The organism is Mesorhizobium sp. M7D.F.Ca.US.004.03.1.1 (genome assembly GCF_003998635.1).
Taxonomy (GTDB): Bacteria; Pseudomonadota; Alphaproteobacteria; order Rhizobiales; family Rhizobiaceae; genus Mesorhizobium; species Mesorhizobium loti.
In genome coordinates this window covers 1-12,416 of sequence record NZ_RZQG01000078.1, presented here as the reverse complement: position 1 = coordinate 12,416, position 12,416 = coordinate 1, and the positions used below count along the sequence as shown (strand labels likewise).

Here is a 12,416-nt window from a genome sequence, read left to right as displayed (position 1 = left end):
GTACTTAAGGCGCTGCCGTCGATCGAGTTCGACGCGCCGCAAGGCAAGATCCGCGTCGACGCCACCAACAACCACACGCTCTGCCATTCCTATGTCGGCAAGGCGGCGGGCGACGGCATCGGCTACGAGATCGTCAAGGATTTCGGCACCATCGCGCCGGTAACGCCTTATTGCAAGGTCTAGGCGCTTCGGCACCAGTTCCAGGCAATCCTGACGGCGGCATTGTTGCCGCCATCAGGATGCTTGGGGCGCTGGGAGCCGCTCGCGCAACTCGTCGACAAGCACCCTGATGTTCTCGGAATAATCGATGGGCACGACGACGAGATGCACGCCGCCGCCGGTGAAGGCCTGTTCCAGCGCGGGCCGCAATTCGGCGATTGCGCCAACTCTGGTCCCCTTGGCGCCATAGGCCTCGGCGTATTTCACGAAGTCGGGATTGCCGAAGGTCATGCCGAAATCCGGAAACTCGTCGACCGCCTGCTTCCAGCGTATCATGCCGTAGGCGTGGTCCTCGAGCAGCAGGACGACGAGGTTGAGCTTGAGCCTGACGGCGGTCTCCAATTCCTGGCTGTTCATCATGAAGCCGCCATCGCCGCAGATGGCCATGACACGGCGCTGCGGATAGAGCAGTGCCGCCATCATCGCCGACGGCAAGCCTGCGCCCATGGTGGCCAGTGCATTGTCGAGCAGGATCGTGTTTGCCATGCGCGTCCGGTAGTTGCGCGCGAACCAGATCTTGTACATGCCGTTGTCGAGGGCGAGGATCCCGTCGGCCGGCATCACGGCGCGCACGTCATGCACGATGCGCTGCGGCGTGAAGCGATCTTCGGTGGCGCGCGCGGCGATCCGACTCAAAATACCTTCACGCAGCGGCAGCAAAGCCTGCGCGTTGGGGATGTTGCCCTCGATGCGGTCCGCCAGCAGCTTGAGCGAAGGGCCGAGGTCGCCGACAATCTCCGCTTGCGGGAAATAGACCTGCTCGACATCCGCGGACTGATAGCCGACATGGATGACTTCAGGCCCCTTGGCGCCCATGATGAAGGGCGGTTTCTCGACCGTGTCGTGGCCGATGGTGATGATCAGATCGGCCTGCTCTATGGCCTCGTGCACATAGTCGCGCTCCGAAAGGGCTGCCGTTCCCATGTAGAGCTCGGTGCCGCCGGGCACGGTGCCCTTGCCCATCTGCGTGGTGAAATAGGGAATTTGCGTGCGCAGCACGAACTGGGCGACATCGGGGGTCACGCGCGGCCGCGACGCCGCCGCGCCGAACATCAACAGCGGACGCTTGGCTTCCATGATCATACGGGCGGCGCGATCAAGCGCGCCCGGGCTGGCCAGCGGCAGTTCGACCGGGTGCGTCGGCACCAGTGCGATCGGCTCGCACTCCGCAGCCGCGATATCTTCCGGCAGTTCCAGATGCACGGGGCCGGGACGCTCTTCCCGGGCGACGCGAAAAGCTTCGCGCACCAGCGAGGGGATCATCTTCGGCGAGACGATCTGGCGCGACAGCTTGGTCAGCGGCTTCATCGCCGCGACGATGTCGACGATCTGGAAGCGAGCCTGCCGGGATGACAGGATGCCCTTCTGGCCGGTGATCATGATCATCGGCATCGCGCCGAGCAGCGCATAGGCCGAGCCGGTCGTCAGATTGAGCGCGCCGGGGCCAAGCGTGGTGATGCAGACGCCTGCCTTGCCGGTGAGCCGGCCATAGGTGGCGGCCATGAAGGCGGCCGCCTGCTCGTGGCGGGTCAGGATCAGCTGGATCGACGAGCGGCGGATCGATTCGACGATGTCGAGATTTTCTTCCCCCGGAATGCCGAAAATCCGTTCGACCCCTTCGTTCTCGAGGGCCGCGACGAACAGATCCGAACCTTTGGTCATGACCACCTCTCCCGCAACATTCCGTCGGCCACCTTCATATGGCATCGGAATGCGACGCCTCAAAGAGGCGTTTTCAGCCGTAGGTCAGAGCAGCGTATTGCAGCTCGCCGCTTTCGGCGATGCGAAAAGCTCCTTCGGCGCAGACCACTGGCTGAGCGGCGCGCCGCGCGTGCCGGTGAGCAGCGACCGCAGTTCCGACAGGTAGGTCTGCACGAAGAACGAGGTCTGGCTTTCCAGCGGCGTGTAAGGACCCGGCCGGTAGGCGCGCGACATGATGCCGTCGGCATTGTCCTCGGTGATCTTCTTGTCCTGCACCGTGGTGACGTCCCACATCCAGCTGATCGCATCGGCGTCGATGTCGCCATCGGCATCCTTGTCGACAAGCCAGGTCAGGATGACGTCGGTTTCCGTGGCGCTGCGCGGGATCATCTGGAACAGCGTGACATAGTCGTTGGCAGCACTTGCAAACGACAGGCGCCCGAGGCGGAAGCCGCTTTCGCCGCCATCATAGGCGTCACGGCCACCCATCAGGCACGAGACCCCTTGGCCCGTATTGGACAGCGTGTTGCGGCCGGCGCCGATCGGCTTGCGGTGCATGGCAAACGGCATCGTGTCGAGGTCGCCCGCCTGCCATGCGCCCTTGTGGAACTCGGCATCGCCGATGACGCTGTGCCAGGCCTCGATTTCGTTCTGCCACTCGAGCGCCTTGTCGGCGTCGCGCGTCGCGGTCACTTTGACATGGCCGTTGACGCGGTAATATTCGGGATGAGCCGGCCGGCAGTGATAGCATTCGAGGAAGTTCTCGAGCACCAGCTTCCAGTTCGCCTTGGTCAGATAATTCTTGCGCGCGACGATGCGTGCACGGTCGAGGCCGTTTTCGCGCAAGCCGCCCGTCAGCCCGTCCGCGACAGGCTGGATATCGGGCAACGAATTGGCATCGAGGCCGCAGAACACGAGGCCGCCGAAATGCTTGCAGGGCACGCGGTGCAGTCCCAGCGCTTCCGGATCGACGCTTGCCGGTAGATCCTGCCGTGACTTCAGTTCGCCGGTCAGCCTGAACGACCAGGCATGATAGGGGCAGACCAGAAGCTTACCGCGACCGTCCTTGGCGCAGAGCCGCGAGCCGCGATGGGTGCAGACATTGTAGTAGGCCGCGATGTCCTCCTCGCCGTCGCCGAAGCGCACGACGACGATCTCCTCGTCAAAAAGCTGGCGCACGATGTAGCGGCCCTTTTCGGGGACCTCGCTGGCATGGGCGACAAGCATCCATTGGCGCGGAAACCACAAGTCCCGTTCCAACGCGAAGATCGCCGGATCCGCATAGAAGGCCTGTTCCAGCGACCAGTCCGGACGTTGCCGGTCGATCAGCCTGACGGTCTCGCTTCTGTCGATAGGCTGGCTGTTCGATGTGTAGGCCTGCACGGCAAACACCTTTCTGCTCGCTGGCGTTAGGATGATGTTTCGATAGAGTGTGCGATGCGGAAAGGCTTGCAGCAAATACAGATATGATAGACCTTCATATCGAAAAGGCATGAAGGCAGGTTTGGACCGTGAAAACCCTCAAGACATCGCTTCCCCTGCTGAACGCCATGGTCGTCTTCGAGGCTGCCGCCAGGCATGGCGGGCTGACACTGGCCGCGCAGGAGCTCAACATCGCGCAATCGGCGGTCAGCAGGCATGTCGCCAATCTTGAGCGCCAGCTGTCGGTCGAACTGTTCACGCGCAAAGGCAATCGCGTCGCCGTCACCGGGGCCGGCAACACGCTGGCCGAAGCGATCCGCGAGGGTCTCAGCACCATCAGGCAAGCGGTCGAGGATTTGACCGCGCACGATAGCGATACATTCGTGGTCGGCTGCAGCCACGACCTCGCGCAGGCATGGCTGATGCCGCGCTTCGACCTCATCACCTCGCGGGTGGCAGATGGCCGGGTGCTTTTGCAGACATCCACCGACTACAGGGATTTCGACCAGCCTGAAGTGGCATTGTCGATCCGTTTCGGCGAAGCCGGGCAATGGCCCGAATTCTTGACCGAAAAACTGCTCGACGGTGAATGGTTCCCGGTTTGCGCGCCGGCGTTCCTGGCGCGTTATCCGGCGCTCGGCTCGGAAGAGCCCGAGGCTTTCATGACAGTGCCGCTGCTGCATCAGGTGACGCCGCCGGGCGCGATCGACAGTTGGCAATCGTGGATCGGGACCGACCGGAAACTCGATGGACCTCGGTTCACCGGCTACATGTCGATGATACACGAAACCATCGCCGGGCGCGGCGCGGCGCTCGCCTGGGCGGGATTCGCCGACGAGCATCTGCGTCGCGGCCAGCTCGTCCGGCTGACCAAGACCTCGCGTCGCCACGCCGGCTCCTTCCACATCGTCATGAGGAAGAATGCCGGCCCGGTGGTCAGGGCGGTGGCGCAGGCGCTGCTCGATAGCGTCGGCGACAGCTGACAGGCCAGCGTCGGGGACAGCTCCGATCAGGCCTCGCGACCAAACCGCGACGCCTCATGACGCGCGCCCCAGACCGGCATGGCGGCTTCGATCTCGGCTTCCGACTTGAAGGCGTCGGAGGCATAGCGATCGACACGGAATCGCTCGGCGGAAACGAACGGGGTCTGCCCGAGGACCAGTTCGCAGGAGAGCCGGCCAAGACCTGGTCCATGGGTGACGCCGCTCTCGTTGTCGCCGCCGACAACCACGACGTTGTCGCTGCCGGGCACCTTGCCGACGATGAGGCCGTGGTCAGGCGTGTAGCACGGCACGCCTTGCGCCCAGCTCGCGATCGTCGAACCGCGCAGCGGCGGGAACACCGTCTGCAGCTCGGCAAGCTCCTGCTCGGAGGTCTCCCGCATCAGCTCGAGATTGTGCGGCTGGCCGGGTTCGATTTCGCTGTCATTCGTCTTGTACAAGGGCTTGTAGTGCCGGCCGGTTCCCCACATGACGGCGCCGAATGTCTCGCGCAGCCACAGCCGCAATTCGCGGCACTGGACGGTGGGAATGGTCGACGGCAGCCCACGGTCGTCGGTGACGATGCGCGTTGCGACGACCCGCAGCAGCGGCAATTGCCAGCCAAGGCCTGATATGACCTGGTTGTTCCAGGCGCCGGCGGCAACGATCACGCCGTCGGCCTCAAGGCTGCCCTGATCGGTCTCGATCGTCACCCGGTCGCCGGCGTCATGGACGGCTGTGACACGTGTCTTGCTGCGGAAAATGCCGCCGAGCTCGCTGATCTGGCCGGTCAGCACACCCATCGCCAGCTTGGTGTCGAGCTGGATGCCATGCGGATTGTAGGCTGCCGAATGGACCCGCGCCGGATCGATGAGACCTTGCATCTTCTGGCCGATCTGCGCGGCGTTCAGGTCCTGCATTTCCGGCGGCGCATAGGGAGAGTCCAGCACCGGGCGGACAAAACGTTCGCGCCCGTCCTCGGTCAGCGCCATGATCAAAGTGCCGTTCGGCCGATAGCCGATCTCGACACCGACCTCATGCAGCCGGCGATAGAAATCGAGGCCATATTGCTGCAGCTGAAAACCCTCTTCGCCGAGCGGGATCATGCCGGCGGACCAATGGGAGACGAATCCCGCGCCGGCACTGGTGGTTGCGGCACCCGGCTGGCCCGCATCGATGACCGTCACCTGGCGCACGCCGGACCGCAGCAGATGAAAAGCCGCGCTGCAGCCGATGATGCCGCCGCCGATCACCGCGATATGTCTGTTATCGCCTCCGCCATGGCTGCCGTTTGAACTCATCCCTGGTCTCCCTTTGCTGATGGTCCGGTGCCGTTGGCTGGACCGACATGTCTTTCCAGCCACCACAGAATGCGGGCGGCGCTATCGATGTATTCGGGATAGCCGCGCAGGCTGTGTCCGGCATTCGGATAGATGACGAGCGCGCTCGGCGCCCCCGATCTCAGCGCCGCGAAATGGCATTCTTCGGCCTGGCCGGGCGGTGTGCTCTTGTCGATGGCGCCGGCCATGATCAGCGTCGGCACGATCTTCTTCTGTTTGTGGAAGGCAGGGCTTCGCGAAAAATAGTCACCACCGGATTCCCATGGCGACGTCGTCAGCATGATCTCGTCGAATTCGGGGATTTGCGATGTCCGGTGCTGGCTGTACCAGTCGCCGACCGGAGAGATCGGTATCGCCGCTGCGAAACGATCGCTTTGCGAAGGTAGCCATGCCGACATGAAGCCGCCATAGCTGGTGCCCGTCACGGCGACGCGCGCGGCATCCACCAGACCCCGCTCGATCAACGCGTCGACGCCGCTGATGATATCCTGAGCGTCGGCGCCGCCCATATCGCCCTTCACCGCGCGGGCAAAGTCGTCGCCGCGTCCGGTGCTGCCCCTGGGGTTGGGGAAGAGGACCGTCCAGCCGCGGCTGGCGAGAATGGCGCCGGCGCGCGACCGGCCAAGCCAGCGGTTGCGGTGCGCGGAGACCGGGCCGCCATGGACATCGACCAGCAGCGGTGTCGGGCCGGTGACCGCCTGTGGCCGCACCAGCCAGCCCTGGATCTTCAGCCCGTCCGGCGCGGTCCATTCAACCGGCTCGGTCGTGCCGCACGGTGCCGTGGCGCCGGCGGCACCTTGTGCCGCCAGCGAGGCCAGTTCGACAATTGTGCCGTTGGTCTCTTCGGCCAGGAACGGGGCGCGCGACCAGGATTCGGCGATGAACAGCGAGCCCTTGTCACCGATCGGACTGGACGCGGGCACCCACTCGCCATGGGTGAGTTCACGCGACGCCCAATGTTGCGTGGCAACCGAGCGCTCGAGTGAGAAATCTCCGCTTGCCGTTTCGGGACCGCGCGCGCCGGCGAAATGGATCGTCGTCGTCGAGCGCCATTCGATCGACGTCACATCGATGCCCAGCGTGTCCGCCGTTGCAACGTCGCCCGTCGTCACGTCGAGAATGGAAAGCAAGCCTGAAACCAGTCCGCGATCGCTGCAGAAGGCCTGCACGAACGCGACCTTGTCGCCGCTCGGATTGCCTCTGACGCAGCCGATCTGGTCCCGCGGCGTGTGAACGATCCGTGCCTCACCCGAGCCGGCGTCGACCAGTGCCAGCCGCGCCCTGTACCAGCTGCCTTCGCTGTGATCATCACTGACCAGTGCCGCGATGCTGTCCTTGCCGGACCAGCTTGCTTCCCAGACATTCAACGGCGGTGCCGTGAGCTGGCGCGCAGCGCCCTCAAGATCCCATATCCACAGGGTGCGCCACAAATCCTCGCCTTCGCCGAGCCGCACCTCGGGCAGCCAGGCCTCGGCTTCAGCGGGCTGCTTCTGGGCGTAGCCGCCATGGATGCCGGCAAGGTCCGCGGCGGCGCCGGCAACCACGAGAAGAAGCCTTTTGCCGTCCGGCGACCAGTCAATCTGCTCGATGCGCCCACGCAAGGCGACGCTCGCGACAACGGCGCCGCCTGATCTCGTCTCGATCAGGTCCGTCGCAGGACCTTCACCCTGGCAGGCGAATGCCAGCAGTCTGCCGTCGGGCGACAAGCGGATCTGACGCGCTTCCCTGTCGCTGAGGCGCTTGATCGCGCCACTGCCGCGCTCGACCTGGTAGAGCCTGCTGCTGGTTCCGCCCTCGATCGGTCCTTCGAAACTCTGGCCGATAAAATAAAGCTGCCCAGCACCCTGATGACCACACAGCGAGCGGCCGCCGAAAACATGTCCGGGTGCGCCCAGAAGATCGCTGTAGAACCTGTGGACGGCTTCGAATTCCACTGACGAGCGAAAATCCCGTTGCATCGAATACCCTCACACAAGGATGCGTTCAGGACCCGTCGCGCATCCATTCGCTGGAGCCGCGCCGCATTGTCCAAATGGCAGCGACGGCGACCATACAGGCTCATTCCGGACTGTCTAGACACATGTGTCTGTGGCCTGATACTTGATGCGCACTGCATCTGAATCGCACGTCCGGAACGCCGCTTGATCCGGTCTTCCGTCGTGTTGGTGTTGCCGAGAGAGCGAGGAAAAGTGAGCGTTTCGACTGCCGCCAAGGCCATTTTCGACAGTGAAATCATTTGGGATGCGCATTCCGGCTTCATGCCGGACCCAGCCGCGGACCTGAACAATCTGCAGATCTGGCGTGACGCCGGCATCAACTATCTGTCGATCGATGTCGGCTTCGACCTGTTGCCCTGGGAGCAGACAGTGCGGACCCTGGCGAATTTCCGCCACTGGATCCTTGCCAATCCTGAGCACTACACGCTGGTCTCCTCCGTCGCGGAAATCCGCAAGGCCAAGCTCGAGGGCAAACTGGCGATCACCTTCGACATCGAGGGCATGAACGCGCTCGACGGCCGCATTGAGATGGTGGAGTTCTATCACCATCTGGGCGTCCGCCAGATCCTGTTTGCCTACAACAGGAACAACCTCGCCGGCGGCGGTTGTCACGATGTCGAGACCAACCTGACGGCGTTCGGCCGCCAGGTCATCGACGAGATGAACCGTCTCGGCATGTTCGTCGACGTCACTCACACCGGCTACCGCACCTCGATGGAGGTGATGGAGTACTCCAACAGGCCGGTCATCTTCTCGCACTCCAACGCCAAGGCCCTGTGCGGCCATGGCCGCAACATCACCGACGAGCAGATCAAGGCCTGCGCGCGCACCGGCGGCATCGTCGCGATCGTCGGGCTCAATCGTTTCCTGGGAGAAGGACGGACGGACTCGGACAGGCTGGCTGACCACATCGAATATCTCGTCGATCTGGTTGGTCCAAATCATGTCGGCATCGGACTGGACTACGCCTTTCCGGTAGACTTCAAAGGCATTGACCGCATCATTTCCGACAACCCGCAATTCTGGCCCAAGAGCGAATATCCGGAGGGGGCGACAAGCTACTCGGCTCCAGGTCAGATGCGCGAACTGACCGAGGTTCTTCTCCGCCGTGGCCAGTCCGAGCAGACCGTGCGCGACGTCCTGGGCGGCAATTTCATGCGCCTGGCGGCTGAAATCTGGAAGTGACCGGCGGCGGAGAGGCGCATCTCCGCCTCAGCACTTGATCCAGATCCCACCGAATGGCGGGCCAGGCCGCGCCATGTGGGCGATCACATTTCGCCCGCCCGCCTGCCAAAGTCGACGCGCCGGCGGGGTCGGAACAGATGTCGAGATTTTCCGCAAGATCGTCCGTATCCAAGATTCGGACGTGCCGGCAAAATTTTCGCTAGACATGTGTGTCTATTATTAGCAGTTTTAGCCGAACGACACATTCGGCCCGGCTTGGAGAATGGCCAGCGGCCTGAAAAACAAGACTACGAAAAACAGCAGAGGGGTAGAGCATGTCCAATCTAGCCGACACTAGGGTTTCCCGCCGCAGCCTGCTTGCCGGAGCCGGCGCCCTTGGTCTCGCATCAATGGTCAATCCACGGGTTTCCTGGTCGAGCGACGGTCCGATCCTGAAGGTGCGCTCCTATGCCGACATCCAGACGCTCGACCCCTGCTTCCGGCTGGCAGCACCTGAAGGCGACATCACCAGCGTCATCTTCGCCGGCCTCGTTGTCACCACGCCGGGCGACAGCTGGGGCTGGCGGCCGATGGCGGCAGAGACGATCAAGCAGCTCGATCCGCTGACCGTCGCCTTCCAGCTGCGCGACAATATCGGCTTCACCGATGGCTACGGCCAGATGACGGCCGAAGACGTCAAGTTTTCGATCGAACGCATCGCCGACCCCGCCAACAAGAGCCCCTATTCCGGCGACTGGGCCACGCTCAAGGAGGTCGAGGTCAAGGACAAGCTGTCTGGCCTGATCCACCTGAAGCAGGCCTTCGCGCCGCTGTGGACGTCGACCTTGCCGACGCCGTCCGGCACCATCCTGTCGAAGCGCGCCATCACCGAACTCGGTGGCAAGATGGGCGTCAAGCCGGTGGCCCAGTCGGGTCCCTACATCCTGAAGGAATGGCTGCCCAAGCAGCGCACGGTGCTGATCCGCAATCCCGACTGGAAGTACGAGCAAGGCGCCTTCGCGGAAATCCACATCCATCCGATCGAGGACGAGAAGACGGCCGAACTCGGCTACGAAGCCGGCGACCTCGATTACACCTGGACCGCGGTGTCCTCCATCTCGCGGCTGAAGCAGACGCCGCCGCCGAAGACGACAGTGGTGGAGAAGCCTTCGCTGGCCTTTGTCTGGCTCGGCATGAACCAGGATGTCGCTCCCTTCAACAATCCCAACATGCGCCGCGCGGTTCAGTACGCGGTGGACCGCAAGGCGGTGGTCGATGCCGCCTATTTCGGCGCCGCCGCCACCGCCACCGGCATCATCGCACCCGGCCTGCCCGGCCATCGCGAGAAGAACCTTTTTGATTTCGACCCGGACCGCGCCCGCGACATGATCGCCAAGGAGGGGCTGGCCGGCACGACGATCACGCTCGACATTCTCAACAAGACCGAGCGCCTGACCGCAGCCCAGGTCGTGCAGTCGAACCTGCAGGATGTCGGCCTCACCGTGGAGATCAAGCAGAACGACAGTGGCACCTTCTGGACGCTTGGCGCCAAGGAAGGCGACTACTGGAAGAAGCTGCAGATGATCGTCAGCCGCTTCTCCATGCAGCCAGACCCGAGCTGGGCGACTGCCTGGTTCACCCGCGACCAGATCGGCGTCTGGAACTGGGAGCGGTTTTCCAGCGAGGAGTTCGACAAGCTCAATGCCGAAGGCATGGTCGAGCTCGATGCGGCGAAACGCGATGTCATCTACAAGAAGCTGCAGGACCTGATGGAGGAGAACGGCAATTACGTTTTCCTGACGCATGAGGTCACCGGCATCATGAATCGAGACACGCTTGTGGCCGGCCTGAAGCCGAATGGCGAACCCGTGTTCACCGATTTCAAACCGGCATGATATCGGCGGGCGGGGCTCGTCCCCGCCAAAGACCGTCCCACAGGTACCGAAAATGATCCGCTACGCCCTCAAGCGTCTGTGGCTTGGCGCCATCATCATCAGCGTCGCCATGATGATGATGTTCGCCATGGTTTACCTCATTCCCGGCGACCCGGCCTCCGTCGCGCTGGGGCCGCGCGCAACGCCGGAGATGATGGAGGCGCTGCGCGTGCGCATGGGCCTCGACCAGCCGGTGTGGCGGCAGTTCCTGCACTTTTACGGATCGGTCCTGCGCGGCGACCTGGGCACCGAGGTTCTGTCGAACCGGCCGGTGCTGGACGTGGTGATGGAACAGCTTCCGTTCACGCTGGCGCTGGTGGTCGGCGGCATCACCTGGTCAGTGGCGCTCGGCATCCCGCTTGGCTGCATCGCAGCGGTGCGGCGTGGCGGCTTTGTCGATCAGGTGATCGGGGTGCTGTCGGTGGCGATGATCGCGGTGCCGTCATTCGTCGTCGCCATCTATTCGCTGCTGGTGTTTGCGGTCGCCCTGCAATGGTTGCCGGCGATCGGCGCCGGCGAACCGGGCGACCTCGCCAGCCGGCTCCAGCACCTCATCTTGCCATCGCTGGCGGTCGGCCTTGGCTGGATCGGCTACATCTCGCGCATGGTGCGCGCCTCGATGCTGGAGACGCTGGAAGCCAGCCATATCCGCACAGCGCGCGCCTTCGGTCTGACCGAGCACAGAATCGTCTATACCTACGCGCTGCGCATCGCCGTGCTGCCGACGATCACCTTGCTCGGCGTCGGCATCGGCCACATGCTGTCGTCTTCCGTCTTCGCCGAAATCGTCTTCGCCCGCCCCGGCATAGGCAAGCTGGTCTACGAGGCGATCTCGGTGCGCAACTACCCCATCGTCTCCGGAGCCGTGCTGGTCACCACGGTCTTCTTCGTCCTCGTCAACGTAGCGGCTGACATCCTGGTCGGCCTATTGGATCCCCGTGTCAGATCAAGTTTCAACTGAGCTGCCATCCCGCAGCTTCCGTCTCGGCATGATGTGGCGCACCGTGCGCCGCATCATGCGCGAGCCGCTGGGCGCCATCGGCCTGACGCTGGTGACGGTGGTGGTACTGTCGGCAGTGTTTGCCAGCGCCCTGACCAGCTATGCGCCGAGCAAGATATCGCCGGCCGAACGCTTCGCTCCGCCAAGCCTCCTGCACCTGCTCGGCACCGACCATCTCGGCCGCGATCTTCTGACCCGCGTGCTGTACGGCGGCCGCGTCGCGCTTTTGATCGCGCTCGGCGCGACGGCGGTGTCGCTGGTTGTCGGCGTCGTGCTGGGGCTGATCGCCGGCTATGGGCCGCGCTGGCTCGACAATGTGCTGCTGCTGATCTTCGACGCGGTGAAGAGCTTTCCAACCGTCATGCTGGCGCTGACGCTGGTCACCCTGTTCGGCCCCTCCCTCTACGCGGTGGTGCTGGTGGTGATGCTGGTCAACGTACCGGGTTATGCCCGCATCATCCGAACCCAGACGCTGGTGCTGAAGTCAGCCGAACATGTCATGGCGGCGCGCTCGATGGGCGCAAGTGCGGGCCGCATCCTGCGTGTCCATATCCTGCCCAACATCATCGGCCCGATCCTGATCCTGATATCGATGGACATTCCCGTGGTGGTGGCGATCGAGGCCGGAATGAGCTTCGATGGGTTCGGCGTGCGGCAGC

General features: G+C 63.6%; 10 protein-coding genes. 6 read left to right on the top strand and 4 right to left on the bottom strand.

What is annotated here, in order from left to right; all coding sequences use genetic code 11:
• Window positions 1-183 (top strand): transporter substrate-binding protein (locus EN935_RS07565; RefSeq protein ID WP_164771039.1); only part of this gene is annotated, 183 nt, incomplete at its 5' end.
• 51 nt (window positions 184-234) lie between these two features.
• On the opposite strand, the gene EN935_RS07560 is transcribed toward EN935_RS07565, so the two are convergent.
• Together EN935_RS07560 and EN935_RS07555 are read right to left on the bottom strand one after the other, a co-directional pair.
• Window positions 235-1,881: an acetolactate synthase large subunit gene (locus tag EN935_RS07560; protein ID WP_127265034.1), complete on the bottom strand. Its 1,647-nt coding sequence runs from the start codon at window positions 1,879-1,881 to the stop codon at window positions 235-237.
• A gap of 84 nt (window positions 1,882-1,965) precedes the next feature.
• A complete protein-coding gene (locus EN935_RS07555; RefSeq protein ID WP_127265035.1) occupies window positions 1,966-3,312 on the bottom strand; it encodes an aromatic ring-hydroxylating dioxygenase subunit alpha in 1,347 nt (448 codons plus the stop codon).
• 119 nt (window positions 3,313-3,431) lie between these two features.
• Here EN935_RS07555 and EN935_RS07550 point away from each other — a divergent pair, with 119 nt between their 5' ends.
• A complete protein-coding gene (locus EN935_RS07550; RefSeq protein ID WP_109661741.1) occupies window positions 3,432-4,325 on the top strand; it encodes a LysR family transcriptional regulator in 894 nt (297 codons plus the stop codon).
• Between the two features lie 26 nt (window positions 4,326-4,351).
• On the opposite strand, the gene EN935_RS07545 is transcribed toward EN935_RS07550, so the two are convergent.
• The gene (locus tag EN935_RS07545) at window positions 4,352-5,623 is read right to left on the bottom strand and encodes an FAD-binding oxidoreductase (protein WP_127373245.1); all 1,272 of its coding nucleotides are present in this window, start codon (window positions 5,621-5,623) and stop codon (window positions 4,352-4,354) included.
• Window positions 5,620-7,596, bottom strand: a complete 1,977-nt coding sequence (locus tag EN935_RS07540; protein WP_164771038.1) for a S9 family peptidase — start codon at window positions 7,594-7,596, stop codon at window positions 5,620-5,622. Before EN935_RS07540 ends, EN935_RS07545 begins: the two co-directional genes overlap by 4 nt.
• Window positions 7,597-7,851: 255 nt before the next feature.
• Here EN935_RS07540 and EN935_RS07535 point away from each other — a divergent pair, with 255 nt between their 5' ends.
• The 4 genes from EN935_RS07535 to EN935_RS07520 form a co-directional block, all read left to right on the top strand.
• Entirely contained in the window at window positions 7,852-8,844 is a 993-nt protein-coding gene (locus EN935_RS07535) for a membrane dipeptidase (RefSeq protein ID WP_127265321.1), read from the top strand.
• Between the two features lie 314 nt (window positions 8,845-9,158).
• On the top strand, window positions 9,159-10,718 hold the full coding sequence (locus tag EN935_RS07530; protein WP_127265322.1) for an ABC transporter substrate-binding protein: 1,560 nt from the start codon (window positions 9,159-9,161) through the stop codon (window positions 10,716-10,718).
• A 52-nt stretch (window positions 10,719-10,770) separates the two neighbouring features.
• Window positions 10,771-11,718 carry an ABC transporter permease gene (locus EN935_RS07525; protein ID WP_127265323.1) on the top strand — a complete coding sequence of 316 codons (948 nt, stop codon included), beginning with the start codon at window positions 10,771-10,773 and terminating at the stop codon, window positions 11,716-11,718.
• A partial coding sequence (locus EN935_RS07520; protein ID WP_245488890.1) for an ABC transporter permease occupies window positions 11,696-12,416 on the top strand: 721 nt, incomplete at its 3' end. The genes EN935_RS07525 and EN935_RS07520, both read left to right, overlap by 23 nt.